The sequence below is a fragment of the Galactobacter sp. genome, assembly GCF_022712295.1.
Lineage (GTDB): Bacteria > Actinomycetota > Actinomycetes > Actinomycetales > Micrococcaceae > Galactobacter.
The window spans coordinates 1-26,376 of the sequence record NZ_JALAGT010000015.1 but is presented as its reverse complement, the minus strand read 5'-3'; the positions used below and the strand labels follow the sequence as shown (position 1 = coordinate 26,376).

20 protein-coding genes are annotated in these 26,376 nt (G+C 64.3%); 14 read left to right on the top strand and 6 right to left on the bottom strand.

What is annotated here, in order from left to right; all coding sequences use genetic code 11:
* From Q0A15_RS01290 to Q0A15_RS01255, 8 genes are all read left to right on the top strand, one after another.
* The coding region (locus tag Q0A15_RS01290; protein ID WP_291277731.1) for a YibE/F family protein at positions 1-640 on the top strand (640 nt) is incomplete at its 5' end.
* A gap of 167 nt (positions 641-807) precedes the next feature.
* Positions 808-1,044, top strand: coding sequence for a type II toxin-antitoxin system Phd/YefM family antitoxin (locus Q0A15_RS01285; protein WP_291277730.1), 237 nt, complete (start codon positions 808-810; stop codon positions 1,042-1,044).
* Positions 1,041-1,421: a type II toxin-antitoxin system VapC family toxin gene (locus Q0A15_RS01280; RefSeq protein ID WP_291277729.1), complete on the top strand. Its 381-nt coding sequence runs from the start codon at positions 1,041-1,043 to the stop codon at positions 1,419-1,421. Before Q0A15_RS01285 ends, Q0A15_RS01280 begins: the two co-directional genes overlap by 4 nt.
* A gap of 235 nt (positions 1,422-1,656) precedes the next feature.
* On the top strand, positions 1,657-1,992 hold the full coding sequence (locus Q0A15_RS01275) for a hypothetical protein (protein ID WP_291277728.1): 336 nt from the start codon (positions 1,657-1,659) through the stop codon (positions 1,990-1,992).
* Positions 1,993-2,264: 272 nt separating this feature from the next.
* On the top strand, positions 2,265-3,350 hold the full coding sequence (locus tag Q0A15_RS01270; RefSeq protein WP_291277727.1) for a LacI family DNA-binding transcriptional regulator: 1,086 nt from the start codon (positions 2,265-2,267) through the stop codon (positions 3,348-3,350).
* 139 nt (positions 3,351-3,489) lie between these two features.
* Positions 3,490-4,491: an SIS domain-containing protein gene (locus Q0A15_RS01265; protein ID WP_291277726.1), complete on the top strand. Its 1,002-nt coding sequence runs from the start codon at positions 3,490-3,492 to the stop codon at positions 4,489-4,491.
* 127 nt (positions 4,492-4,618) lie between these two features.
* Complete coding sequence (locus Q0A15_RS01260) at positions 4,619-5,659, top strand: Gfo/Idh/MocA family oxidoreductase (RefSeq protein ID WP_291277725.1); 1,041 nt, start codon at positions 4,619-4,621, stop codon at positions 5,657-5,659.
* Positions 5,660-5,878: 219 nt separating this feature from the next.
* Complete coding sequence (locus tag Q0A15_RS01255) at positions 5,879-7,009, top strand: FAD-binding oxidoreductase (RefSeq protein WP_291277724.1); 1,131 nt, start codon at positions 5,879-5,881, stop codon at positions 7,007-7,009.
* Positions 7,010-7,250: 241 nt separating this feature from the next.
* Here the strand turns inward: Q0A15_RS01255 and Q0A15_RS01250 are convergent, their stop codons facing one another.
* On the bottom strand, positions 7,251-8,339 hold the full coding sequence (locus tag Q0A15_RS01250; RefSeq protein WP_291277723.1) for a LacI family DNA-binding transcriptional regulator: 1,089 nt from the start codon (positions 8,337-8,339) through the stop codon (positions 7,251-7,253).
* A gap of 231 nt (positions 8,340-8,570) precedes the next feature.
* On the opposite strand from Q0A15_RS01250, the gene Q0A15_RS01245 reads away from it, so the two are divergent.
* From Q0A15_RS01245 to Q0A15_RS01225, 5 genes are all read left to right on the top strand, one after another.
* Complete coding sequence (locus Q0A15_RS01245; RefSeq protein WP_291277722.1) at positions 8,571-9,917, top strand: ABC transporter substrate-binding protein; 1,347 nt, start codon at positions 8,571-8,573, stop codon at positions 9,915-9,917.
* Positions 9,918-9,963: 46 nt separating this feature from the next.
* Positions 9,964-10,854 (top strand): carbohydrate ABC transporter permease, encoded by an 891-nt coding sequence (locus Q0A15_RS01240; protein ID WP_291277721.1) that lies wholly within the window; start codon positions 9,964-9,966, stop codon positions 10,852-10,854.
* Entirely contained in the window at positions 10,851-11,759 is a 909-nt protein-coding gene (locus tag Q0A15_RS01235; RefSeq protein WP_291277720.1) for a carbohydrate ABC transporter permease, read from the top strand. The genes Q0A15_RS01240 and Q0A15_RS01235 overlap by 4 nt, the downstream gene beginning before the upstream one ends.
* 69 nt (positions 11,760-11,828) lie before the next feature.
* Positions 11,829-12,830 carry an SIS domain-containing protein gene (locus Q0A15_RS01230; protein ID WP_291277719.1) on the top strand — a complete coding sequence of 334 codons (1,002 nt, stop codon included), beginning with the start codon at positions 11,829-11,831 and terminating at the stop codon, positions 12,828-12,830.
* 130 nt (positions 12,831-12,960) lie between these two features.
* Positions 12,961-13,818 carry a PfkB family carbohydrate kinase gene (locus tag Q0A15_RS01225; RefSeq protein WP_291277718.1) on the top strand — a complete coding sequence of 286 codons (858 nt, stop codon included), beginning with the start codon at positions 12,961-12,963 and terminating at the stop codon, positions 13,816-13,818.
* 99 nt (positions 13,819-13,917) lie between these two features.
* Here Q0A15_RS01225 and Q0A15_RS01220 read toward each other — a convergent pair whose 3' ends face one another.
* Positions 13,918-17,895: a family 43 glycosylhydrolase gene (locus Q0A15_RS01220; RefSeq protein ID WP_291277717.1), complete on the bottom strand. Its 3,978-nt coding sequence runs from the start codon at positions 17,893-17,895 to the stop codon at positions 13,918-13,920.
* A 356-nt stretch (positions 17,896-18,251) separates the two neighbouring features.
* Here Q0A15_RS01220 and Q0A15_RS01215 point away from each other — a divergent pair, with 356 nt between their 5' ends.
* Positions 18,252-18,818, top strand: a complete 567-nt coding sequence (locus tag Q0A15_RS01215) for a DNA-3-methyladenine glycosylase (protein ID WP_291277716.1) — start codon at positions 18,252-18,254, stop codon at positions 18,816-18,818.
* 850 nt (positions 18,819-19,668) lie between these two features.
* On the opposite strand, the gene Q0A15_RS01210 is transcribed toward Q0A15_RS01215, so the two are convergent.
* From Q0A15_RS01210 to Q0A15_RS01195, 4 genes are all read right to left on the bottom strand, one after another.
* The gene (locus Q0A15_RS01210) at positions 19,669-22,569 is read right to left on the bottom strand and encodes a DUF3427 domain-containing protein (RefSeq protein ID WP_291277715.1); all 2,901 of its coding nucleotides are present in this window, start codon (positions 22,567-22,569) and stop codon (positions 19,669-19,671) included.
* A 25-nt stretch (positions 22,570-22,594) separates the two neighbouring features.
* The gene (locus Q0A15_RS01205) at positions 22,595-22,993 is read right to left on the bottom strand and encodes a (deoxy)nucleoside triphosphate pyrophosphohydrolase (protein WP_291277714.1); all 399 of its coding nucleotides are present in this window, start codon (positions 22,991-22,993) and stop codon (positions 22,595-22,597) included.
* An 891-nt stretch (positions 22,994-23,884) separates the two neighbouring features.
* Positions 23,885-25,012, bottom strand: a complete 1,128-nt coding sequence (locus Q0A15_RS01200) for an FAD-dependent oxidoreductase (RefSeq protein ID WP_291277713.1) — start codon at positions 25,010-25,012, stop codon at positions 23,885-23,887.
* Between the two features lie 84 nt (positions 25,013-25,096).
* The coding region (locus tag Q0A15_RS01195) for an MFS transporter (RefSeq protein WP_291277712.1) at positions 25,097-26,376 on the bottom strand (1,280 nt) is incomplete at its 5' end.

Genomic DNA, 26,376 nt, shown 5'->3' with positions numbered 1-26,376 from the left:
GCCGGTGGGGAGCGTGGGGTGCTCACTGATCATGTTCGTGGTGCTGTACCTTGCGCACGGGATCTCGGCGCGGACGTCGGCGGCGCTGATCGGGACGCTGTTGGGACTGGCGTTGACGGCGGCCCTGGCCGTGCTGTCCACGAGGAGTGCGGGGTTGGTGGGGCTCGGGGATGAGTCCACGTACACGCTGCACGCCCAGCTGCCGGACGTGAGCCTGTCCGGGATCGTGGTGGTCGGAATGCTGATCGCGGGCCTCGGTGTGCTCAACGATGTGACGGTCACGCAGGCCTCTGCCGTGTGGGAGCTGGCGGAGGCGTCCCCAGGGCTGGGTGCGCGGGCATTGTTCGGCCGGGCCATGCGGATCGGGCGCGACCACATCGCCTCCACGGTCTACACGATCGCGTTCGCCTATGTGGGCTCCGCGTTCGCGTCGCTGATGGTCATGAGCCTGTACGGGCTGCCGATAGGACAGTTGCTGAACTCGTCCTCGCTGGCCGCGGAGGTGGTCTCCATCCTGGTGGGGTCCATCGGGCTGGTCGTCGCGATCCCGTTGACCACGGCCGTGGCGGTGGGGCTGGTGAAGGCCGGTGGGACGGGCGTGCAGGCTTCGATCCCCTCGGAAACAGCTCCTACAGACTGACCCCCAGGCTTTCCGCCACCACCACATGGGCGCCGCGTGTTGTGGCGACGGAAAGCCTGGGCGGACTGCCGTATGAAGATCTCATGGACGGCTTCGCCACCAATGCTGCGGAAAGGGTATGAGCGGAAAGGGTTGACCAAGTTGACCAACTAGCGGATCATCGTGGCATGAAGTCGCAGCAGGTGAACGTGTACGAGGCCAAGACTCAGCTGTCCAAGTTGATCGAACGGGCCGAGAACGGGGAAGACATCGTGATTGCCCGCGCCGGCAAGCCAGTGGTGCGCTTGGTCAAGTGGCTCGAACAGCCAGAACGGGTCCCTGGCGCCTGGCGGGGCAAGGTCCACATCCACCACGACTTCGACGATTTCACCGAGGATGACGAGCGGGATTGGTACGGAGCGTGAATCGCGCGGCCTATCTGCTGGATACTCATGTCCTCCTTTGGTGGCTCGGCGATGATCCGAAGTTGTCCGTTTTGCACCGTCGGATCATCGCGGATCGATCCAACACCATCTTCGTTTCCAGCGTGTCCGTCGCAGAGATCTCCATCAAGTCCTCGTTGGGCAAGTTGGACGCCCCCGCCGACTGTGTGGATGCCGTGATGTCTGCCGGATTCGATCTCCTGGATTTCACGGCCGCCCACGCGGAGCACCTCCGGTCGTTGCCGTGGCATCACCGTGACCCCTTCGATCGGATGCTGGTCTGCCAAGCTCAACTCGAAGGTCTGAATCTCCTGACGGAGGATCCTCGGGTGCGTGAATACAACGTGGTCACTGCGTAGCCACGTTTCCCCAGGCTTTCCGTCACAACCACATGGGCGCCGCGTGTTGTGGCGACGGAAAGCCTGGGCGAGATCAGCCAGGACAGCCATTGCTTGCCGCCGACCACAGGCCTACGGTGGAGGGACTCACAACGGATCACCGAAGGGAGGCGACGTTGACAAGTTCCACACGTTTCCTGGCGGGGATGCGCGCGGCGTCCTCGCTCCGCAACTTCTGAGACAAGGAAGAAGTGAGGTGAGTTCCATGGCTGTCTTCACCTGGGGAGTCATTGGATTGATCCTGGGCCTCGTGGGGGCGATGATCTACCCCGACCGAGGACTGACGAGATGGATGACCGGACTCACGGTCGGCATCAGCTTCGGCCTGTTGACGGGCTGGTTCGGCGCCGTGATGTTCCAGGTCGGTCTGGAGTCGATCTTCGAACCGGTCTCCACGACGTTCGCGACGGCCGGCGCGGCCATCGCCGTGGCCGTCTGGCTGGCGGGCAAGTTCGTGCAACGCTCCAAGGAGCTGCACCCTGAGCTCCACCAGCCCAAGCCGTTGCCGCACCTCCCCAACGGCCCCATGTAGGCCAGGGGGTGACCGGACAACACCCGCCGAGGCAGGGACGCCGGTCGGTGCGGATCCGCGGATCCGCACCGACCGGCGTCCCTCGTGTGGGCGGGTGGATCGGCGGTGCAGAGGTGGGGTTCTCGGTGCCCGACGTCCTGCGGCCGGGTCGGGCGCGCGACGGAGATTCTGTTGGGCAAGCCGTTTACCCTTCCGAGCCTGTCCGCACGGGATCGAGGTGTTCTGCGGATACATTGGAGGCCGGACTGACGACACGCCAAGAGAGGGACCGCATGCCACCACGCGGCAGAGGTACGCCGACCATTTCCGATGTGGCGCAGGCTGCGGGGGTAGGGCGTGCCACGGTTGCTCGCACACTCGGTGGCTACGGCGCGGTCAGCGAGCGGACCCGCATCAAGGTGCTGGCGGCCGCGGAGGAGCTGGGGTACAGGCCGAACTCCGTTGCACGCTCCATGGCCACCCGCCGCACACAGACCATCGGGGTGGTGCTCGCGGACGTGGCCAACCCGTTCTTCGCGGAAGTGTTGCGCGGCATCTCGGCAACGACATCGCAGCATGGCTATGACGTGCTGTTGATCAGTTCCGAGGAAGAAGCGGAACGGGAACGTGCGGCGGTGGACGTGCTCGTCAACAAGTTGGTGGACGGCATGATCCTGGCACCGAGTGGAGGTCGCCGGGCGTCCGTCTCGCATCTGGCCGTGTTGGGGGAACGTGGTATCCCGCTCGTCCTGGTCGACCGGACGGTGGACGGCCTGGACGCCGACGCAGTGGTGATCAACAACCGGGCGGTGGCGCGTGACTCGGTCGACGAACTGGTGCGGAACGGACACCGGCGGATCGGTTTCCTGTGGGGCCCCACCACGTCCACAGCGCCGCCGACCCTCGACGAGCTCCGGGATGCGGTCGGCACCTCGCTCTCCAGCGAGGGTGACCGACTGTTGGGCTACCTCGATGCGCTGGAGCAGGCCGGGATCGAGCCCGACCCGGGGCTGGTCTCCCACGTCCGACCCGACGAGGAGTCCGCCGCCCTCACGGTGGAATCGATGTTGGCCATGCCGCATCCGCCGACGGCGTTCCTGGCCACGGAGACCAGCGCCCTCACGGGCATGCTGCGTGCGCTGCGCGCGGAGGGCCTGCGATATCCACGGGACGTATCACTCATCGCCTTCGATGATTCTCCTTGGGCAGCGGTCATCGAACCGCCCATGACCGTCGTGGCCCAGCCTGCCCGACGCGTCGGGATCGAGGCTGCGTCCTTGTTGTTAAGACGGATGCAGAACCCGACGGAGGCCACGGTCCAGGTGGAACTGGCCGCCGAACTCGCACATAGGGAATCGGTGGCGGCGCCGAAGCGCTGAGCCGTGTCCATCTCCTGCCCATCGGGGCAGTTCCCGTCGTGTTCGAAAATTTTGGGATCGATCCCATTGAACTGTGACCGCAGGCATGGAAGGATCGTCCACACCAACTGATACCGGTACCAATTCAATGGAGGATCCAGTGCTGGACTTCGACCTCGACACTCACCTGGCCAACACTCGAAGCATGCTGGCCCTGCGCGGCCAGATCGAGGAGGCCGCGCAGCGCATCGTCGACGGCCCCTACAAGAATCTCTACTTCATCGGGGCGGGCGGGACCTACTCCGCCGCACTGCCGTATGAGCGCTTGTTCCAGACGCACTCGTCATGGCCGGTCAGGGCCGTGGTCGGAAAGGAGTTCATCCTGGCCCCGGATCCCGGTTTCGGCTCGGACTCCGTCGCGGTGTTCGCCTCAGACTCCGGCACCACGCCGGACATCGTCGAGTGCATCGACTTCGCCAAGGCGGCCGGGGCCACGACGCTGGGCTTCACCGGGCGTGCCGAGACCCCCATCGCACAGAACGTGGACCAGGTCTTCCTCTCCGACCCGGGGGCCTGGCCCATGGACATCCCGTTCCTGTTGCTCGCAGCCTCCATCCTGGACAAGCGCGGTGAGTTCGATGGCTACGACCGGCTGGTGCGCGATCTCGAGGCCATGCCGGAGGCGCTGGCCTCGGTGCGTGAGCAGGTGGATGACAAGGCGCAGCTGTGGGCCCGCGATCACGCGGACACCGACTTCCACTTCCTGGTGGGTTCCGGCTACACCTGGGGGCTGACGTACCTGTACTCCATGTGCATCCTCGAGGAGATGCAGTGGCTGAAGACCACGCGCGTCCTGGGTGCCGAGTTCTTCCACGGTTCCCTGGAGCTCATCGAGAAGGACACCAGCATGATGCTGTTCAAGGGAGAGGATGAGACGCGCCCTGTGATGGAACGTGTGGAGCGTTTCGCGACCCAGGTCTCAGCCGATGTGTTGGTGTTGGATTCCAAGGACTTCGAGCTCCCGGGCGTCTCCGATGAGTTCCGGGGTCTGCTGGGCCCGCAGATCCTCCATGCCGCTTCCGGGCGCTTCAGCCGCAACCTGGCGGTGGTCAGGGACCATCCGCTGACGACCCGCCGCTACTACCGCCAGATGGCGTACTGACGCGTCGTGTCCTGACCACGTCTGCACGCTGACGTGGTCACCTGGGGGTAGGGGCTGGTCCGGATGAGATCCACGGCCTAGACTGGGATCGATCCCAATTCTTCGAACCGACTTTTGGAGACCATCGATGTCGATCTCGGAATCAGATCTCATCCGGACCGCCGTGCTGGGCTACGGTACGTCCGGCCGGATCTTCCATACCCCCTTCATCCACGCGGATCCCGACTTCACGCTCAGTCTCGTGGTCACGGGCAATGCGGACCGCGCGAGCCAGGTTCGTGAGACCTACCCGGCAACCGAGGTGGTGGCCACCACGGCCGAGGTCTTCGACCGAGCCGGCGAACTGGATCTCGTGGTGATCGGGACCCCGCCGGCCACCCATGCGGACCTGGCCAGGCAGGCGCTGGAGGCCGGCCTCGACGTCATCGTGGACAAACCTTTCACCGTGACCTCGGAGGAAGGTCGGGAGCTGGTCGCCCTGGCTCAGCGCCTGGGCCGACGCCTGACGGTCTTCCAGAATCGTCGCTGGGACGGGGACTTCCTTTCCTTGCGTCACGCCCTCGAGTCCGGGGAACTGCGGGATGTCTCACGCTTCGAATCGCGTTTCGAGGTCTACACGCCGCAGCCCCGGGTCTCTTGGAAGTCCGAGACCACCACGGAGGCGGGAGGCGGGGTCCTGTACGACCTGGGTGCCCACCTGATCGATCAGGCCATCACCCTCCACGGCCCCCTGGACCCGGATCGCGAACCCTATGCCGAGCTGGAAACGCGGCGTGCCGGTGCAGTGGCCCCCGATGATGCGTTCGTGGCCCTGCACCACGCCTCCGGTGTGACCTCCCACCTGTGGATGTCCACGCTGTGCGCCCAGCCCGGGCCGCGGTTGCGTGCGTTGTCTCCTACCGGAGGCTTCGTCACCTACGGGTTGGATCCTCAGGAGCCTCAGCTGAAGTCCGGAATGCGTCCGGGGGACCCCGGGTTCGGCGTCTCGGACGGAGAGGCTCATGTCGGCACGGTCGACGCTCCCGGCGTCACTCCCATCGAGTCCGGTGACTACGCAGGGTTCTATCGAGCAATTGCCGAGTGGCTGCTGCGCGGTGCCGACGCGCCCGTCGACCCCTCGGCTTCCGTGAACGTCATCGAGATCATCGAACGCCTGCAGTCCCACTGAGCCGCTGGTCCACCGTCTCGTGGGCCCACTGACCGGCAACCCGATTGCCTCGCAGGTGCGCGGGCGCGCAGACCTGTGGGCCTTCGCACCGGTTCGTCCAACGGGGCGCCGAGCCTCACCACCCGGTGTCCCATCCCCGATCCCAGCTCCAGAAGCCGATCCGTCGGCCGCGGCGGCGGTAGATCCGTCTCCCGCGCTCACTCGTAAGAAAGGGCCCCCATGAGCACTCCCCACCAGGCACCCGACCACGTGATCGTCATCGGTGGAGGCATCTTCGGAGCCTCCACCACAGAACAACTCGCCCGCAAGGGAGTACGCACCACCTGGGTCACATCCGGCACCCTGGCCGACGGCGCATCGGGCCGGACCCTCGCCTGGCTGAACTCCGCAGGCTTCCGCTCCGAGCCCTACCACCGGATCCGGTTGGAGGGGATCTCCAGGTGGCGTGACTTCGCTGCCCGCGTTCCGGGCTCGCAGGACTACCTGCGCTTCCACGGTGGCCTCACCTGGGCCAAGCCGGGGCAGAGTCACAAGGAGCGCTATCGCTACGAGCGTGCCCACGACTATGTCTCCGCATGGCTGAGCCCGGAGCAGGTCCCCGGGACCGTCGCCGCAGTGGATCCGGCAGCCGTGGACCCCGAAGGCGCCATCTTCAATGCGGACGAGGGTTGGGTGGATCTGCCCAGCGTCATCGCGGAGCTCCGGACCGAGATCGAGACCTACGGTGTCACCGAGATCATCGAGAATGCCGGTCGTTGCGTGCCGGTGGTGGAGGGCGGTCGTGCGGTGGGCGTCCTCACCGGTACGGGGCAGCGGATCGACGCTGACGCGGTGGTGCTGGCGACCGGGCCGCAGACGCCGGGCATCCTCGATGAGCTGAAGGTTCCCATGGGCGACGATTCGCCAGCCGCCTTCGTTGCCTTCACCAAGCCCCTTGATCATGGCCTCACCTCGGTGCTGAACACGCCCAGGGTCGCCATCCGTCCGGCAGTGGATGGCGGCTTGGTCATGGATTCCGGGTGGTCGGAGCGCGCCATGACGGTGGATGAGGACGGGACGCCGCACGTCTCGGACGAGGTCGTCACGACACTGCTGCAGGAGGCCACCGCGGTGTTGGCGGGGCATCCGGAGCTGGAACTGGACCACATCGGCATGGGCTACAAGCCCATTCCCGGCGACGGTGAGCCCGTCATCGGTGAGACCGACGACGTTGCGGGCCTGTACGTGGCGTTCAGCCATTCCGGGGCCACTCAGGGGCTCGTCATGGGAGAGCTCATCGCCGACGAGGTGGTCGGCGGCCAGGTCTCGGAACTGACGCTGCCGTTCCGACCGGGACGTTACAAGGCCTGAGTTCGCCACAGGCCACGTCGGGCAGGCGGTTCTCTCCGTGTCCGACGAGCGCGCTCGCGCCCCGCACCCGTGCCCGGGTGCGGGGCGCGTGTCACCTGCGATGCTCGGGCGCCACCTACGAGATTCGTGGGACGACGGGCGGGGCAACGGCCCCTCGCCTCATCGTGGTTGCGCTCCGGCCGACAAGCGCGGCCCGAGGGCGCTGGACCCGTGGACCGCGTCGAAGCGTCCGGCGAGGCGGTTAGCGGAGGCGTGCAGGGGGTGCGGCGATCGATTTGCGCTGGATCCAGGTGTAGTCCATGAGGTCCTCGCGTGGCGGGGAGTCCTCACCGCCGATGCGTTCCAGCAGTCTTTGCGCTGCGATCCGCCCCACGTCGTACGAGGGTTGGGCCACGACCGAGAGCGGCGTGGCGACGGCCGCGGCCCACTCGGGATCATCGATGCCGACGAGGGAGAGGTCTCCTGGGACGGAGAGCCCGGCTTGCTGTGCGCCCAACAGCGCCGCCAGGCAGTGCAGCTCGTCGGAGGCGAAGAGCGCGGTCGGGCGGTCCGGCCGGCTCAACAGCTGGGTCACCTTGGCGGTGGCCTCCTCCAGCGCGCGCGGCGTGCGCAGGATCAGGTCGGAGTCAGGGGCCACGTCGTAGTCGTTCAGCGCGCTCACGTAGCCCCTCAGGCGCTCGGTTCCGGGGCTGGTGTTCGCGCCGGGGGCGGGGTCGGTGTCTTCCAAGGCGGAGAGGTCCACCGATCGGCCGGTGACCACCCCGATCCTGCGGTGACCGGCCCGCAGCAACTGGGACACGGCCATGTGGGCGGCGGCCTCGGAGTTCAGTCGGACCACGTCGGTGTGGTCGTCGCTGACGCGGCGGTCGATGGCGACGACGGGGACCCCGACCGAGCGCACGTCGGCCTGGGCCGATTCGCCGGCCGCGGTCTGCGCGGGCGCGACGGCCAAGCCGTCCACCCGGGAACCCAACAGCGCTTGAACGGCCTTGGCCTGCTCGTCCACGTCGTCGTCGGTGTTGGCGAGCACCACCTGGTAGCCGGACTCGCGAGCGGCGTCGGCGAAACCGTGGGCCACCTCGGCGAAAAACCGTTCGCCGAGGTCCGCGACGACCAGGCCCAGGGTCATGGATCGTCCGGTGCGGGTGGACTTGGCGGCCATGTTGACGTTGTAATTCAGGGCCTGGGCGGCAGCCTCGATACGTTCCCGGGCCTTGGCGCTGACGTGGCCGTAACCGCCCAGGGCACGGGAGACCGTGGAACGGGAGAGGCCGGCCTGGCTCGCCACGTCATCGATCGTGGGGCTGCTGCGACTGGGCTCGGGCTTCATTCACTGTCCTCGGTTCGATGCGGCTTCGCCTTCCCATTATGACTGCACCTGCGGCGGGAGAGACCAACCGAGCAGGGGAGGAACAGTCACATCGAACCCAGATTTGAGATCGATCCCAAAATCTCTTGACACCCGTTTCCGGGACTCGTTATGGTCTACATCACTGAGATCGATCCCAGAGGGATTTCGGTCCCCCAGATCCACTCCTCCGGCTACGCGGAAAGACGAACCATGCGACATCCCCTCAGGCGAACACTGACGGCGTCTCTTGCCGCCACCGTGCTCGCGGGCACCGCCATCCTGGCGGGCTGCTCCACCCCGCCTGGCCCGGGGGCGGGCGATTCGACGGCCGCGGACTTCGAACTCCCCTCCGGGCCCAAGGAGGGCGAGCTCAGCATCGTCACCAAGTACGGCAACGCCAAGTACTCGCCGTACTTCAACGACATCGTGGAGGACTACGAGAAGGCCAACCCCGGCGTCGACGTGACCATCCAGAACGCCGGCGACCAGGCGTACAAGGACAAGGTGCGTGTGCTGGCGGCGGGTAAGAAGCTGCCGGACGTCTTCTTCTCCTGGCCCGGCGCCTTCGCCGACCAGTTCATCGACGCCGGGTATGCCACCGACCTGTCCCCGCTGTTGAAGGACACCGAATGGGGAGACTCGTTCTCCTCCGCCGCGATGAAGACCGTGGAGAAGGACGGAAAGATCTACGGCGTCCCGATCACGCTGGACGCCAAGGTGTGGGTCTACAACAAAAAGGCCTTCCAGAAGGCCGGCCTGGGGATCCCGAAGACCTTCTCCGACCTGGTCGATTCCTGCTCCGTCCTCAAGAAGGCCGGCTACCAGCCGGTGGCCTTCGGCAACCAGGACGGTTGGCCTGCGGTCCAGTACCTGACCCAGCTCATCCCTCAGCACGTCCCCATGGAGACCGTGCTGCAGGACTACCGCGGGGCCAAGGGCGGTTTCACCGATCCCGGCTACATCGAGGCTCTCGAGGACTTCAAGTCCGTCATGGACAAGTGCGGTCGTAAGGGCGCCAACGCCGTGTCCGACCAGACCGTGACGGCGAACTTCGTGGACGGGAAGGACGCCATGTACTTCACGGAGTCCGTGTCCTTCGGCCAGTTCTCCGAATCCGGTGGGGCACCCAAGAACTTCGAGGACACCTGGGGCTTCTTCCGCAACCCACCGATCACGGATGCGGGCGGTGACCAGTCCGTCCTGGCGGGTGCACCGGACACCTTCATGATCAACTCGCAGTCCAAGAACAAGGCGCTCGCCGCGGACTTCCTGAAGTTCATGACCACCAAGGAGAACGGGCAGAAACTCCTGGAGCAGCTGGGCTGGCTCTCACCCGTGGCGGGCTCCGCGGACAACGCCGACACCATCCCGCAACAGCGGCAACTCGCGGACATGATCGATGACACGGACACCATGGCGGTGTGGTTGGACACGGCCGCGGCTCCGGACACCGCTCAGGCCTTCCTGGCCGGGGCGGAGGGTCTGCTCGCCGGATCCCTGACGCCGGAACAGGTCATGAAGCAGGTCAAGGCCGCCGCCTCTGAGGAGTCGGACTGATGCGAACCGACCCCACTCATTCTCACCACACCCCACGAGGCACCTCATGAGACTCTCCCGCAATGCCGCCTGGCGGAATCTGTTGTGGCTCGTACCGGCGTTCCTGCTGGTCGGGATCTTCGTCTACTACCCCATCGTCTCCAACTTCGCGATGTCCACCTACAAGTGGGGTGCCTTCCAGCAGCCCGAATTCGTGGGTATGGACAATTACGTCCGGGCCTTCCACGACCCCGTGTTCTGGCAGGCGCTCGGGAACAACGTCGCCTTCGCGATCGTGTCCCTCATGGTGCAGGTGGCCGGAGCCATGGCCCTGGCCGCGTGCCTGGAGTTCTTCGTGGGACGCAAGCTCTCCGGAGCGCTGCGGATCATCTACTTCATCCCGGCCACCGTCTCCATCACCGTGGGCGGCATCCTCTTCACGTTCATGCTTGACCCCAACATCGGTGTCTTCAACGAGTTCCTCGACGTGATCGGGCTGGGGAATCTCCAGCGGGCCTGGCTCGGTGAGAGCGGCACGGCCATGGGCTCCATCATCATCATGAGCCAGTGGTTGAACTTCGGCTACACCACCCTGTTGTTCGTGGTGGCGATGCAGAAGGTGCCGCGGGAGCTGTACGAGGCGGCGCAGATCGAGGGTGCCGGCCCCATCCGCTCCTTCTTCACCATCACCGTCCCCATGGTGCGGCAGATGACCACGCTGATGATCATCACGACGCTCTCCGGAGCGTTCCTGGTCTTCAACGAGGTCCAGGTCATGACCAGCGGCGGCCCCAACAACTCCACGCAGGTGCTCGGTACCTGGCTGTACTACAACGCCTTCACGGCGGACCGCATGGGCTACGCGGCAGCGTTGGCCACCATCATCTTCATCATCACTTTCGGTGCCGGACTGTTCCAGATCATCCGGGCCAACAAGAAAAAGGTGGAACTGGTATGAGCGTCACCGACCCCAACCCCACCATCCCTCCGGGCAAGCGCCTGAAGTTCCGCACCGCGGAGATGCCCAAGCACAAGCTCTCCAAGGGATCCAAGTACGGGGTGCGGCCCCTGGTCTGGGTCCTGCTGGGCATCCTCGTGGTGGCGGTGATCTACCCGCTGGTCTGGATGATCATCGGCTCCTTCAAGGCCTCGCAGGAGATCTTCAACGATCCCTTCGGCCTGCCCAAGAATCCCAGCCTGGACGGCTACAAGGGGGCCGTGGACCAGGGCGTGGTCGGGTTCTTCGGCAACTCCCTCTGGGTCACCGTCATCTCGATCGTGCTGGTGGTGGTGATCTCGGCGTTCGCCGCATACCCGCTCTCCCGGCTGCACATACCCTTCGCCGGCCCGGTACTGATGTTCATCCTGGGTGGCCTGATGCTGGCTCCCACGGTGGCGCTGGTCCCGCTGTTCAACCTCATGTCCGCGATCGGGCTGTATGACACACGCACGGCACTGGTGATCCTCTACGTGGCCTTCCGCGTTCCGTTCACCACGTTCCTGATCCGGTCCTACATGATCGATCTTCCGGGTGAGCTGGAAGAGGCGGCCACCCTGGACGGAGCCTCCAGCTGGCGCACCTTCTGGCAGATCATCCTGCCGCTGTGCAAGCCCATCCTGGCCGCAGCCGCGGTGCTGCAGGTGATCTTCTCCTGGAACGAGTTCGCCTTCGCTCTGGTGTTCATCGATTCCCCGGACAAGCTGACCCTGCCGGTGGGTCTGGCCCAGATGCAGGGCAAGCTCACCACGGACTGGTCCGCACTCTTCGCGGCCCTGGTCATCGCTGCGATCCCGGTGATCATCACCTTCCTGTTGGGCCAGAAGCAGTTCGTTCGCGGCCTGACGGCAGGCTCCTCCAAGTAACACTACCCGTCGCAACCCGCGCGGGTACGCAGATCAAACACCCCACCAAAAGACAAGGAAACACACCTCGTGAGTGACGTCATCGTCAACAAGCCAGAGGACATCCAGAGCCAGGTCCAGGAGGCCGTGGCAGCCATCGCAGCACGCGAAACGGTCGGCAACGTCTACCTCGCAGCATGTGGTGGATCCTTCGCGGTGCTCGGCCCGGCCAAGTACGTCCTGGATCACGAGTCGGAGGCCATCGCGGCGCACCATCTCAACGCCAACGAGTTCATCCACCGGGGGCCCAAGGGGTTGGGTGCCAAGTCGGTGGTCATCACGTGCTCCCATTCCGGCACCACGCCGGAGACCGTCAATGCCGCGGCCTATGGACGTGAGCACGGTGCGCTGGTCATCGCGATCACCAACGATCCCGCCTCCCCGCTGGCGCAGAACGCGGACCAGGTGGTCACCTACGTCCACGGTCCCGACATCGACCTACATGATTCCTCCGAGGGAGTCCTCTACCGGATCGTATTCGGCCTGTTGGCCGAGCGTGAGGGCAACACCAAGGGTCAGGCCCTGGACGCATCGTTGTCCGCGCTGAACCCGGTGCTCGCCGCAGTACGTGCCGGAAACGTGGACGTCGCGGATGCCTGGGGCAGGGCCCACAAGAAGCACGAGCTGGTCTACACCATGGGCTCCGGCTCCAACTTCCACGAGGCCTACGCCTTCTCCATCTGCCTGCTGCAGGAGATGCAGTGGATGCATTCCGCTGCCATCCATGCCGGCGAGTACTTCCACGGGCCCTTCGAGATCACCGACACCGACGTGCCGTTCATCGTTCTGGTGGGCAACGGCGAGACCCGGCCGCTGGATGAGCGCGGCGTGAACTTCGTGAGCAAGTACTCCGACGACGTCGTGGTGCTGGACGCCGAGAGTCTGGACTTGAGCGAAGTGGCAGAGGACCTGCGCGGCTACCTGAGTGTCATCGTCTTCGGGAAGTGGCTGCGGATGTATGCGGACGCGCTGGCCGATCACCGCGGCCACCCGCTCAGCGTGCGCCGCTACATGTGGCGCATGGAGTACTGAGCCACCACCATTGAACACCATGCACGACGGCGGGTGCTCGCCTTCGCGACGAAGGCGGGCACACGCCGTCGGGCATCACGACGCAATCGCGTCCCACGTACGTGGGACGCCGTAGGAACATGAGGGAAGAATGCGACTCCTGGGGATCGGCGACAACGTGCTGGACCACTATGTCGATGAGGGGAAACTGTATCCAGGCGGCAACGCGGTGAACGTGGCCGTGTACACGGCGCAACTGGGGGCGCGGGGCAACGGGTACATCGGGATCGTCGGCACCGACGTCCAGGGTGATCATCTGCTGACGTCCATCGAGGCGGAGGGTGTGGACACGTCCTTGGTGCGCCGTACGGTGGGGCCCACGGGGTCTCCGCAGGTGGCGTTGGATGCCGACGGGGATCGACGCTTCGTGGGGACCAATCGCGGGGGAGTGCAGCATGCGCTGCGCTTGCGGCTCACCGAGGACGATCTGGTCGCCGTGGCTGCCGCGGATGTGGCGCACACAAGTGTGTACTCGTCGCTCGAGGATCGGCTGGCCGAGCTGGCTGCGCTGGGGCCGGTGTCCTTCGACTTCTCCGACGAGCATGGGGACGAGTACGTGGCGCAGGTGTGCCCGCACGTGAGTCATGCGTTCTTCTCCGGTGCAGGGATGCCGCGGGCCGAGGTCGAGGCGCTGGCCGCCCACGCCCTGCGCCTGGGCTGCACCACGGCGGTGGTGACGCTCGGTGCCGAGGGCGCGTGGGTGGCCTCGGCCGACGGCGGGTTCGTGCAGGGTACGCATCGCGTGGACCCGGTGGACACCCTCGGCGCGGGCGACGGCTTCATCTCCGGGTTCCTGTATGAGCTTTACTCCGGTGCCTCGGTCGCCGATGCCGCGTTGGCCGGTGCCAAGGCGGCGGCGCGGGCCTGCGGGTTCAACGGTGCCTTCGGCCGGGCCATGGACTTCGACGACATCCCCGTGGAGCAGAGGCCGGTCGCGATTCCGCTGTGATGACCTTCCGGGAGCACGGCCCAAAGACGAAAACCCGGCCCTGCTCTCCCGGTTCGTAATGACCAGTGGAGCCCAGGGCCGGGCTTTCAGCTTGATGCGTCAGTGACGCAGCCGCTTACGCAGGACCAACAACGCCGCGCCGAACAGGACGAGCACGCCCGTCACGACCAACGGGGCCACCATGGGCGAACCCGTGTGGGCCAGACCGGCCTGGTGTCCGGAGACGGAAGTGGGACCGTGGTCCGATCCAGCCGGCTGTCCGTTCCCGTTGCCGGCAGCGGAATCGGGATCCGTGCCCGGGGCGGTGCCGCCCCCGTCCGTACCGGCAGGGGAGCTCGAGCCTTCAGCGGCAGAATCATCTCCGGATCCACCGCTACCGGAGGTGTTGTCCGAGGCATTGTCTCCGGAACCGTCGTCTCCGGAGCCATTTCCGTCCCCATCGGCCTCGGAACCGTCGCCTGCTCCGGTGTCACCGTCTCCGTCAGGATCGGTGCCTTCCTCGTCACCGTCCTCATCATCGGCGGCCACGACCGTGATGGCCCCGGAGGTCAGCTCCTCGGTGCGGGATGCCGCGGTGCCGTCGTTGCCCAGCACGCCCGTGGTGGACTGCCCGACGGCGCGGACGCTGAGTTCCTGCCCCTCGTCGTCCGCCGTGGGGGTGTAGGAGGCGCCAGTGGCGCCGTCGATCTCGGAATCGCCGCGGTACCACTGGAAGGAGACGCCCTCCCAGCCCTCGTTGAAGGAGGCCGTCACCTCGGTACCGACCGGGGTTTCTGCGGACGTTTCCGCCGCCAGTGTCACGGCACCGGACGGCGCCGTGCGAGTGGATACGGCATCAGCGGAGTCCGCTCCTGCGATGGCGACCACGGGGATGGTCTCCGGGTTCACGCCCTCGTAGGTGACCTCCATGGGCTTGATGAGCGGCACCTCGCCGGCCTCGGTCTCAGCCTCGGTCGGTTCCGTGTAGGTCATCTTGTTGATGCGGACCTCGCGCTTGTTGCCCGTGGCGATCTGCTTGCCGCCATGCGTGGAGTCGTTGCCGCGCGGACGCATCTCGTCGGTGAGGAACGCGTGGTAGGCCATGTACCAGTCGTCGGTCCCGGGAACCTGCAGCACGGACTGGTGTGCGGTACCGAGGATGCCCTTGTCCAGGTCCTTCTTCAACACGTCGCCCCGGAAGGTCCACTGGGTGCCGTCGCCCTCCAGCGTGTCAGCGGTGGCGTAGGCGACCTTGTAGTTGGGGCTGTTGGTGTCGTCGATGGAGTACGTGTAGTAGTAGGTCCACTTCCCGTTCCATTTGCGGGCGGTGATGTAGGAGGCCTCGCGGATGTCCTTGGTGGCGTTCGTCTTCACCGTGGTGCCCGGCTTGATGCCGGTCATGTCATCGTTCAGCTCGGCGTACATGCCCTCGTTCTGCCCCCAGGTCATCCACCACTTCCCGGTCTGCGGGTCCTGGAAGACGCCCGGGTCGATGCTGGACTCCACCTTGACGTTCTGGATCTCATAGCCGCTGGCGATGGTGCCGCCCTTGGCGGGATCGGAGACCGCGACATTCACCTGCCCGTTGCCGGAGAAGTAGAGATAGAACTTACCGTCGCGCTCCGCGAAGGCGGGCGCCCACGCCTTCTCGGACCGACCGTCGGGCATTTGGTCCGAGTCCTTCTTCAGGTCAACGACCGCGCCCTGGTCCTTCCACGTGACCAGATCGTCGGAGACGAACGCGTGGATGGTGTGCCCGGCCCAGTCCGCGTAACCGTCCGTGGTGGGGAAGATGTAGTACTTGCCGTCATGGGCGGTGATCTCCGGGTCGGCGAAGAACTTCCACCCCTCGTTGCCGGTGGGGTCCTTCTCCCCGATGCCGGACGCCTTGGCCTCGTCGCCGGCGATGCGGATCGGGGTCACGATGACCTCGACGCCGATGGTCAGGTTCGTCGTCTTGCCGTCTGCGTCGGTGACGGTGAGCTTCAGCGGCTCGGAGTAGTCGGTGATCTTGTTGAGGTCCGCTGCGGTCAGGGTCTTCCCGTCAGCGTCCTTGATCGTGGCGCCCTCGGGGACCGTGTAGTCGAAGGAGGTCTTTGACTTGTCCGAGGTCTTGCCCGTCTTGGGGTCCGCCCAGTGGTCCAGCACGATCTTCTTGGTGACGGAGCCGTCCTCAGCAGTGGTGGTGCGCTGCGACAGGATCTGCTCGGTGTCCTCGACGGACAGGGATGAGGCCGGGCCCTGCACCTCGGAGGCGGACTTGGCGTAGTTGTAGATGCGCACGTCGTCGAAATCTCCGTTGTAGGTGCCGTCCGCGGCGTAGAGCGACTTGCCCAGGTAGGACTTCAGGTCGGTGCCGAGGTCCGTGACGGCGGTCTTGGTGTCGGTTTCGCCCAATAGGTTGCCGTCAGCGTAGAGCGCCAGATGATTCTTGGTGAGCGTCAGCGTGTAGTCGTGCCAGGCACCCGTGGTGTCGATGGAACCGGTGGTGCCGGACTCGTTCTGGTACGAGTTCTTGGTGATGGCCGCGTACGCGCTGTCCCCGCGCAGGCGGGTGAACAGGTAGCGGTTCTGATCGGCGCCCAGGGCGAAGGAGAAGAAGTTCCCGCTCGAGGCGCGGGAGCGGGACGAGAACTCCACGGTGATCTCGTTGCGGCGGTCCAGCAGGCCTTCGGGGAGTTCGGCGTACTGGCCCTTGCCGGCCAGGCTGAGTGCCGCTGAATCGCGACCCTCCGGCTGCTTGATCTCAGCGTTGCCCTTCAGTACCAGGTCGTTGCCGTTGCCGGTGGTGTCCTTGCCCGGCGCTGCGGCGTCCTCGAAGTCGTAGGCCGCGATCGGGTCGGAGCCCGCCTCGTCGGGGTCCACCGGCTCCACGGGCTTGTTCTTGTCATAGGTGGCCTCGATGCGCTGCTTCTCCTCCGCCGTGATGGGCAGGATGGTGCCGTGGCGCTTCTTGAGGTCGCCGAAGTCCACGTCGTCCGCGGTGGACCACTGCGCCTTGTCGGTGGAGTTCACATCAGCGGTGCGGAAGGGCAGGTAGCCCTTGCCCTCTCCGTACTGATCTGCCATGAGGCCGTAGGGCATCTCCACGCCGTTCACGGTGACGATGTCGTCATCGTTGTAGCGGAAGAGCTCGGGACCCTCCAGCTTGGCGCCGCTGTAGGCCTGCGTACCGAAGGTGTCCGCCAGAGTGCCGACGTACGCCCACTGGCCCTCGCCCACGTTCTTCTCATCCGCGGCGCTCGCCGCCGTGGAGGTGGCATAAGGGTTCTTGGTGCGCTCGATGGTGATCTGACCGTCGCCCGAGGCGCGGTAGTACCAACCGTCTTCTGCCTTCATGATGGTGGTGTCGATGATGGAGTGGTCCCGGTCGATCCACTTCACCGGGTCCGTGAAGGTCTTGAAGTCCTTGGTGGTGGAGTAATACATGTTGGTGCGGTCCCCGTTGGTGTTCTCCGGGGTGGACGCGGTGGCCCAGTAGACCATGTACTGCTGCTTGTCGGGGTCCCAGAAGGCCTCCGGAGCCCAGGCCATGCCAGCGCCCTCGATCTTGGAGGCCACATCCACGGCCCGCGGCTCGGACCAGTTCACGAGGTCCTCGGATTCCCAGACCACCAGGTCCTTGCTGCCGGTGTTGGTGGCGTTGGCGTTGCCCCAGCCGCCACGGTGGTAGATGCTCAGGTCCGTGGCGATGAGGTAGGTCTTCTTCCCGTCGCCCGAGCGGACCAGGTACGGGTCGCGGACGCCCTTTTCTTGCTTGTCCCACGACAGGACGGGGTCGCCGGCCTTGCGGAGATCGTGCCACTGGGCGCCGTCCTCCGAGGTGGAGAAGTACATCTGCTCATCGGTGGAGCTTCGTTCGTCTCCGGTGAAGTAGGCGAAGAGGTAGTCGGTGGTGTTGTCCGGCTGACCTGGGGTCTTGGCCGGGGTTATGGCGGCCGGCGCGGTCTTGGTCTGCGCTGCTTCGGGCGCCTTGGGGGTGGTTGCTGCGGCCGGCGCTGCCGGTGCGCTTGCCGGCGTGGCTGCCGCGATGGGGGCCGGTAGCACCAAGAGGGGTGCTACCAGGAGGGCGGGTATGAGTGCACGACGTTTGGTCATCGGGGACTTCCTCGAATCGACGTTGATCAGGGGACCTGCTCGGTTGCGGTGCCAGCTACATACTTGTGGGACCGGTCACAACGCTCATTGATGTTACCGGTAACTATCGGGGCGTCAAGGTTTGCCCCAGGGTTGCAGGGCCGTGTGACGCTCTGTGGCGGGCCGGTTCGGTAGGGCTCCCGGCGGTCCGAGCCCGGTCTCCACTTTGGGCGTTGAAATGGAGCCGGGTTCCCACCTCAGCGTCGTGATTGAGCCGCGTTTTCACTGAGGAGCCGGTAGCCCACCAGCTCCACGGTGGGAACCAGGCTCCGCTGGGGTGGCGCAGGCTACGACGCCGGGGCCGTACCGTGGTGAGCATGGACTTCGGTTGGTTGGATGTTCCCGTGGAGGAGGCTGCCCGTGCACTCTTGGGCTGCGAGTTGGTGCGCACCATCGACGGCCAGGAGCTGCGGGTGCGCATCGTGGAGACCGAGGCCTATGACCAGAACGACCCGGCCTCCCACACGTTCCGCGGCCAGACGCCCCGCAACTCCGCCATGTTCATGGAGGCCGGCCACGCCTACGTCTATCGGTCCATGGGGATCCACCACTGCCTGAACATGGTGGCCGGGCCTGCTGGCTTCGGGGAGGGCGTGCTGATCCGTGCCGTTGAGCCGTTGGCAGGCGAGGACTTCATGGTGGCGGCGCGTGGCGGCCGGACGGGACCGCTCGTCACGAACGGCCCGGGCAAGCTCTGCCAGGCGCTCGCCGTGGATCTTTCCCTGACGGGCCACGACGTCTCGGGGCCGCCGCTGCAGTTGATGCGTGGCTCGGCGTTGTCAGACTCGGAGATCGTCACGACCACGCGGATCGGGATCTCCAAGGCGGCAGACTGGCCGAGGCGATTCTACGAACGGCGAAGTCGGTACGTGTCCAAGAGGTGACACAATTGACTACCATGATAAGTAGCTACTTGTTGGGCGCTAAATCATCATTTAGTGGGCTGTGTGGATATGGGCGTTGATTTGAGATCTGTAATTATTAATTCGTGCCACCATGGTGCGAGCACGCTCCCTGGTGTCCACCAGAATGAGAGACGCTACCATCCATGCATGGAACCACGTACCCGCCACCACCATAAACTGGCGCCGGTGCATTCGTAGCCGGAGTAAATGCTGGTGCAGATGGGGCCGTAGGTGCTGGTTGATAGGTAGGTGCAGTGGGGGCGGGGGTGAAAGTTGGCTGTGGTTTGGTGGTGGGCAGTGATGAATCCAGCACCCATATTGCACTTGAAAACTCTGGATGCATTTTTGTAATGCTACGTGAAAGTGTTGGGCACTTAGAAACTATCGAAACTGCGACCGAGTATGCTATCAAATCTTCGCGATCAACGTCCCATGATGTTAATGATGGCACCGACCAGACGTTGCTCTCAGGGTAGTACGCGGCCTTCGAGCAGTTGTCTTCTGCGATACTGTCCCAGGTTGCGGCCCCTATGTTGGCCCCCAAGACTTCGTTAGCGTCCTCGCCATACTGGTTGACCGCCGACGCGGTAGGTGCCGAGTCCGCCGAGGAAACTGTTGGTTGTTGTTGAGCGGATGAGTCAGAGGCGGTTGGTTCATCTGTGACGTCGGCAGGCTCAGGAACGGAGTAGCTACAGCCAACGAGTACGGCCACGCATAGGGCGGCGCTTGCAGTGGCTAGGCCAATTGCTGAGATACGTTGGAAAGCAGGCTCCACGAGTGACATAGAAGAAGTGTAGTTCCGACCGCACTCGACGGGGCACTGGAGCGTTCAGGCATCGCCGGCGGAGATCAGGTAGTCGTAAAGCGCACTTTCGATCGCGGAGTCGAGAGACAGGGTCATCGTCACGACGTCCAGATCCTTTCCGTCGCCGCCGGGCATGGTCGTCTGCTGAGGATCTGACGGCGACGCAGAGCCGAGGTAGTAGAAGTCAGAGCCCTCTGCGTCGTCCTTCTTGGTGAACAGATGAAGGGTGGCTTCCTGCCCAACGATTGATTTCACCTCAGCGCTCTTGAGCGTTCGACGGCTGCGGGTGAACCAGCGTATCTGGGATTCGTTGAGGAATTCATCGTCGTAAGCGGTGCTCGCTGCGACGTCATCGTGCTTGTGATAAGTGATGAAGATCGGGCAGGTCCGTGTGGGCATGTCGACCTTGTAGCCGTACATGGTTCCCTTCTGATCGCTGTTCCAATTGAGAAGCCGACAGACGTCCTTGCGGGAGTACCGCTTACCGATTTCAAGGGTGGTGGACCAGTCATAGCGGTGCCGCGCCAGGAATAGCCCAGTCTCGATCAGGTCCTCCACGTGGCCAGCGAATTGGCCGTCGTTGACCATCCATCCCACAAAATCGGTAGAAAGCACGAAGGCCGACCCATCTCGCTCGATGATGGGCGCACCCAGTTTCGGCCGCTCTGCGTCAGTGAAGAACTCGAGGCTGAAAATGAGCCCTAGAGACCGCAGAACGTCCTCTCCATAATCAAGATTCTGAGCACTGAGGAGGGCCGCGAACTCGGTGACTGGGATGGCAGCTCGGGTCGTAGGCTCGTCAAGTGTCTGCACGAGTGCTTGGAGCAACAACAGCTCGTGGGGCCGCTTGCCATCAAGAATCTGGGTGGACAGGAAGCGCAGTGCGGCCTCCTGCCCCGAGTTTGGTTCGCGGTCCGTGTCCTTGAACTTCTTGACCAGGCTCCAGTAGTTCTTGGCCCCTGTGACCGTAGCTACCGCCACGGGGTCCGCAAGATCGAAGCGAGCGAAATCGTAGAGACGCGGCGGCTGCCCAAGCCGCTGGCGTAGGTTGAGGTACGACTTCTTGATTTCCTTCAGGCTGTCGAGCTTCGCAGCTGCGATTGAATTGAAGATCCGCTCTTTGGAGACCTTGTCGAAGTTGACACTGGACAGGCCAGCTATGGCGCCGGCGTCCTGGGCTTCAATCAAGTCACGACGTACGGAGTCCTTGTTCAGTGAGCTATTGCCGAACAGGGCGATGGGGATCAGGTAGTTGTTCGCGTAGTTCCCGATGAAGTCGATCACGACGAGGTGGTCCTTGCCGGCAGCCTTTCGCAGACCCCGGCCCAGCTGCTGAGTGAAGATGATGCTCGACTGGGTGTTCCTGAGCATGACCACCTGGTTCACGGTAGGAATGTCGACCCCCTCGTTGAAGACGTCGACAGTAATGAGGTAGTCGAGGTCGCCGTTCTCCAGCCGATCCGCAGCGTCCTCACGAGTCTGTACCGAGTCGTCGCCAGTCAGCGCCAGCGTCCTTAGCTGTTTGCCATGCACCGACCTTTGGTTTAGGAGGTATGAGAGCTTCTCGGCTTCGTCCTTGCGGCTGCAAAACATCAGTCCGCGAACCGGGGAACCCACGTGGCCGTAGGTCTCTAGGGCATCGATGATGTGGTCGATCCGTTCGGGATCCACCAACGTGCCTAGCTTCGAGAAATCGTCGATCACTTGGCCATCGCGCTCGAAGTCCTTGATCCCGTAGTAGTGAAACGGTGCGAGCATGTCCTCGGACAGCGCCTTCTGCAGCCGGATTTCGTAGGGGACGTTGAAGTCAAACAACTCATAGACGTTGAAACCGTCGGTGCGCTCAGGGGTCGCCGTAAGCCCGAGGAGAAATTTAGGGGCGAAGTGGTCAATGATGCGGCGATAACCGGAGGCACCACTTCGGTGGACCTCGTCAATCAGGATGTAGTCGAAGGTCGCGGGATCAAGAGAAGCGAGTGTTTCAGGGTTGGCCAGTGATCGGTCCGTCGCAAACACATACTTACGGTCCAGCTGTTTCTGACCGCCAACGAGCTTACCGAAGTCGCTAGAGGGTGCCTCCAGAACCTTCTGGAATTCTTGGATCGCGCGGTCGAGGATCTGTTCGCGGTGGACGATGAACAACATGCGCTGGGGGTTAAACGCTCGAACATCGAGGGCCGACAGAATCGTCTTGCCAGTTCCCGTGGCAGAGACAACGAGCGCGCGCGACTCGCCGGATCTCCGGACTGCGTCGATCTCGGCCAGAGCTTCAGCCTGCATGCTGTTGGGCTTGATTCGTGTGCTGTGCGGAGCGGAAAGGTTCACTGACTGCCGTGCAGCTGGAGGGATCCATCCGGCTGCGTACTCATCAATCCAGGACTCGGTTAGCTGAACGGAGTTCTGAAGCTGAGCGTGAACCTCGTGGTCGAGTTGCTCGACGATGTCGCCATCTGGAAGAGCCGAGAACCGCAGATTCCACTCGTGGTTCCGGACCATGGCTGTGTCCGTGAGGTTCGAACTGCCGATGATGGCGGTCTTAGATCCGACTTGGTCGAACACATAGCCCTTGGCGTGGAATCCATTCTTGCTGTCGTCGTGGATGAACACGTCGACGTTTGCCAGGTTGAGGAGTTCACGAAAGGCCGCGGGTGAATTAAACCCGAGGTAGGTCGAAGTGATGATGGTTCCTCGCCCCGGGAAATCTAGAAACGCCTGCTTGAGCATGGCCACTGCGCTCGGGCTGACAAACGCGACAGAGAACACGAAGCCACGCGAACGTCGAAGCTCGGACCTAATGGCCCGGGCCATCGTGTTATCGCCGCGGTTGGACACGAGCAGGGGGTTGAAAACCTGCGTAGAGCTCAGCTTCGCGTCGAAGAATCCGAAGGCGGCGTCGTCACGGAGAGCGCTGTCAGTGGTGTTCATACTGGTTCCTGGCCTGTGGATTAGCTCAGAGGGAAGCAGTCCGTACGAGCTTGTCCACGGCTGGAACGTCTGCTGGTGCCCACTCGACATCGCGGAGCTCAGCCGGGGCGAGCCATTTGATCGCGGAATGCTCGGTCAGTTGAGGGTCACCATTCACCAGTTGGGTGTAGAAGGTCGTCAGGGTTACGACGCCGAAATCGTATTCGTATGCGGTCGTCTCGACATGTTCTCCCACGGTGACGTCGCAGAGCAGCTCTTCCTTCATCTCCCTAGCCAGAGCCTGTTCCGGGGTCTCACCTGGCTCAATCTTTCCGCCGGGAAACTCCCAAAGCCCAGGTAGGGACATGGCTTGGCTCCGTTGTGCTGCCAGGATCTTGCCATCACGTACAAGGACGGCTCCGACGACGTTGATCTGCTTTGGCATGTACGAATTCACCTTCATGTCATCGGAGTGGCTCCTGTGGAACCAGGAGGACTTGTTTTAGCCAGCTTGGATGGGCTTTTGTGTACCGTCCGGGGCAGGCCCTGCCTTCAGCCTATCGGCGCTACCGGTGTTGCTGGTGTAGCTAGGCCCTGGCGCCTCGGAATCTCCGAATGGTACGGAATCGACGCACGCGGTGCATGTGTATGCGACGTCAATAGGTATATCAGCACCCGCTGCAAGCTGGATTAGGTCAGCTGCGAGCTACTTGGTCTAGACAGTGGGCATTCAAGTCGTCATGAGGCTCCAGCCTGCGAGAGTGCTGTCTAATCGCTGCTCGCACGAGCCTAGTGAAGTCTTCCAGCAGCTGCCTGGAGAGTTCGCAGTGGGGTTGACGCAAGAGATCTGGCGGGAACAATAGGGCGTGCTCTGTATCGACGAACGCGGCAGTCCAAACCTTGGCTCGGTAGTCGTAGTCCACCGAAGCCGGGGCGGCGCTGACGGACTGATTGTTGGAACTCGCTCTAACAACCACCGCGGCATTGCCCGGACTAAGGGTAAAGACGTTCGGCTGCTGGTCGGGGTTGAGAAGTGGCCCCAGCCGCGCCATAAGCTCAAGAATCTTCGCGGCGCGATCGCGGTCACGGCTTCCACCTACTGACCATGTGGTGTGGCGAAAAGTGATCATGATAGGTACGTCCTTTCTGAGCGCAGTCCCATCATTGCCGGCGTCTCTGACGGATTGGTCAAAGCTGCCGGATCCGTGTCTGCACTCGTGGTTGTTGCGTCAAGCGGCGCAGCACGGACGAAAGCGCAGGTGGCACACAGAGGCTGACTGCACTGGACGTGACCGGCGTTGCCGGGTGCGCACCCGGCGGCCTTTGGAGCCCTGAGTCAGGCCGTTGGGTGGGCGCACTTCAATAAGAACTGTGCATCCGCCGACTGCGGGATGCGCATGATGTGGCGGGCCGCGATCTCACCCGTGACAGGCGAGTTCTTGAAGCCCTTTCCGGAGAATCCGGCCAGTACCAGCACTTTGTCCATGGTGGGGTGCGGGGCGATGTACTCGTGCCGGTTGTGTGTGTACGCCTCGTAGTACGCCTGCATGCGCATGGGGTACGGCTCCAGGTGGGGGAGGAACTCGGCCACCAGCGAGCGGACGGGTTCCAGGTCCTCTTCGGTAATGCTGAGGCGCGCGGTGTCGGGCGACTCGATCGGTAGATGGGTCGGGAAGCCGAGACCAAGTTTCATGGCCAGGCCGTCCGCAGTGGGCAGACCGTAGGAGTAGTTCGGATTCGCCCGGATGTACGGTTTCATGCCCTCCAAACTCGCCCCGGTACGCGGCAGGAACCACGTGGACAGCAGGCGACGGGTGGCTAGGTACGGGGCCATCTCCGGCAGAAGCGTGGCGGTCCACGCGCCAACGGCGACGACGACCTGATCGAACACCTCGGTTTCCCCGTTGACGGTGATCTGCACCTGGTCCCCGTGCTGTTCGATCCCGGTGATGCGGGCCTCGGTGCGCGCAATGGCACCGTGCTCCCTGGCTGCAGCCACGGCGGTACGGATGGTCTTCTCCGGGAAGATGGTGCCGGCGCCGTGATCCACGATCGCGATCTCGTTCGGTTTGATCTTGTACATGGGGAAGCGCTCGGTGGTCTCCTCGTGGGTGAGAACCTCGGCGCGGTCGCCGATGAGTGCCGCACTCTGGAGGCCGACCTCCATCTCTGGTTCGTTCGGGATGCCGAAGGTGAGGGCTCCGGAAAGGTCGCGGAGGGTCTGCCCGGTCTCGGCCTCGAGTTCGCGCCACAGTTGGTCGGAGCGGAAAATCAGCGGCTGGTAAGCCAGATCCTCCATCTCCACCAGGCGGAACAGCCTCGACTCCCCGCCCGCCGCGCCACGGGAATGGCCGGGGTGGAAGAGCTCGAACCCGGTGACGTCGCAATCCTGCTTCGAGAGTTGCCACAGGGTCTGAGCCCCGACGGTTCCGAGGCCGACGACGGCGATGCGTTGGCGGGTCATGTATCGGAGACCTTTCGGAGATGGTGATACGTCCAAGCCTGGCACGTCGCACCGAGGAGGTGAGCGTTGTTCTGGGACGGCTTCCTACCCCCGCGCCCGAGCCTCCAGGCCCGCCCCCCGCGGCAGCCTGCCGGACCCCACCAGCGGGCTCACCATGATCCCGGCCGAGATCAGGAACGCCACCGCGAACGGCCCCGGCCAGTCACTCGCCCTACCCGCCGCCGGGCCACCGGGCGCCACCACCTCACCCACCCGCACGGCCAGCGTCACCACGGCGATCCCCAGAGCCGTGCCCACCTGCTGCAGCGTCGAGGACAGCGTGTTCGCGTCATTCATCCCCTCCGGCGCAACGTCAACGAACTGCACCGTGTTGTACGCCGTGAATCCGATGGAACGGAACACCCCGGAGAGGAACAGCAGCACCAGGATCAGGCCAATCGGCGCCCCCGCCCCCACCCAAGCGAACGCCGCGATGATCAGCAGCCCCAGCAGGTTCGACCCAACGAGGGTGGTTTTGAATCCGAAGGCCCGGATGATGGGTGTGGTCAGCGGTTTGATGGCGATGTTGCCCGCAAAGATCGCGATCACCATAGCGCCGGCCACCACGGGGGAGTAGCCCAGCCCAAGCTGCAGCCACAGCGTCACCAGGAACGGCAGCGCGGTGATCAGCAGCCGATACACCGACCCGGAAACATTCCCCACTCGGAAGGTGGCATACCGCAGCGCACCGAACCGCAGCAATGGTTTCAATGCACGACGCATCAGCACCACGGCCAGCGCGCACAACATCACTCCCAGCGCCAGGACGATGGCGCCTACGGCGCCGGCACCCAGGCCGAACAGGACGGCGGAACCTGAGCCCGTGCCGTCGGGCATTGAAACCTGGGAGGAACCGGACCCGAGCAGTTCGGCACCCGCGGTGAGTGCCGCGAGACCGCAGGCGAGGATCCCGAACCCCCACCCGTCAAAGCGCGTCGCGGACAGGACCTCGGACCGGGGGAGCAGCCAGTGCCCGGCGATCAGCGCCGCCACTCCCAAGGGCACGTTGATGAGGAAGATCCACTCCCATCCGATGGTCTGGGCCAAGAATCCACCCACAACCGGCGCGAGGACCGGGGCCATCAGGCCGGGCCATGTCAGGTAGGCGAACGCGGGAAGGAGGTCCTGTTTGGCGGTGGTGCGGAGGATGACGAGTCGGCCAACGGGCACCATCAGCGCCCCGCCGATGCCTTGAATCACCCGGGCGGCCACCAGCACCCCGAGCGTGGGTGAGAGCGCGCAGGCCAACGATGCTGCGGTGAACAGGATGACCGCCACGTTGAACACGCGGCGGGTGCCGAATCGATCCGCCAGCCAGCCGGTGG

What these genes read in the sequence shown, in the direction of transcription:
- Q0A15_RS01235 (WP_291277720.1), top strand. Translation starts at nt 10,851, where the DNA reads ATGAGCGTCACCGACCCCAACCCCACCATCCCTCCGGGCAAGCGCCTG.
- Q0A15_RS01260 (WP_291277725.1), top strand. Translation starts at nt 4,619, where the DNA reads ATGTCGATCTCGGAATCAGATCTCATCCGGACCGCCGTGCTGGGCTAC.
- Q0A15_RS01255 (WP_291277724.1), top strand. Translation starts at nt 5,879, where the DNA reads ATGAGCACTCCCCACCAGGCACCCGACCACGTGATCGTCATCGGTGGA.
- Q0A15_RS01240 (WP_291277721.1), top strand. Translation starts at nt 9,964, where the DNA reads ATGAGACTCTCCCGCAATGCCGCCTGGCGGAATCTGTTGTGGCTCGTA.
- Q0A15_RS01220 (WP_291277717.1), bottom strand. Translation starts at nt 17,895, where the DNA reads ATGACCAAACGTCGTGCACTCATACCCGCCCTCCTGGTAGCACCCCTC.
- Q0A15_RS01210 (WP_291277715.1), bottom strand. Translation starts at nt 22,569, where the DNA reads ATGAACACCACTGACAGCGCTCTCCGTGACGACGCCGCCTTCGGATTC.
- Q0A15_RS01250 (WP_291277723.1), bottom strand. Translation starts at nt 8,339, where the DNA reads ATGAAGCCCGAGCCCAGTCGCAGCAGCCCCACGATCGATGACGTGGCG.
- Q0A15_RS01245 (WP_291277722.1), top strand. Translation starts at nt 8,571, where the DNA reads ATGCGACATCCCCTCAGGCGAACACTGACGGCGTCTCTTGCCGCCACC.
- Q0A15_RS01205 (WP_291277714.1), bottom strand. Translation starts at nt 22,993, where the DNA reads ATGCCAAAGCAGATCAACGTCGTCGGAGCCGTCCTTGTACGTGATGGC.
- Q0A15_RS01200 (WP_291277713.1), bottom strand. Translation starts at nt 25,012, where the DNA reads ATGACCCGCCAACGCATCGCCGTCGTCGGCCTCGGAACCGTCGGGGCT.
- Q0A15_RS01225 (WP_291277718.1), top strand. Translation starts at nt 12,961, where the DNA reads ATGCGACTCCTGGGGATCGGCGACAACGTGCTGGACCACTATGTCGAT.
- Q0A15_RS01285 (WP_291277730.1), top strand. Translation starts at nt 808, where the DNA reads ATGAAGTCGCAGCAGGTGAACGTGTACGAGGCCAAGACTCAGCTGTCC.
- Q0A15_RS01215 (WP_291277716.1), top strand. Translation starts at nt 18,252, where the DNA reads ATGGACTTCGGTTGGTTGGATGTTCCCGTGGAGGAGGCTGCCCGTGCA.
- Q0A15_RS01270 (WP_291277727.1), top strand. Translation starts at nt 2,265, where the DNA reads ATGCCACCACGCGGCAGAGGTACGCCGACCATTTCCGATGTGGCGCAG.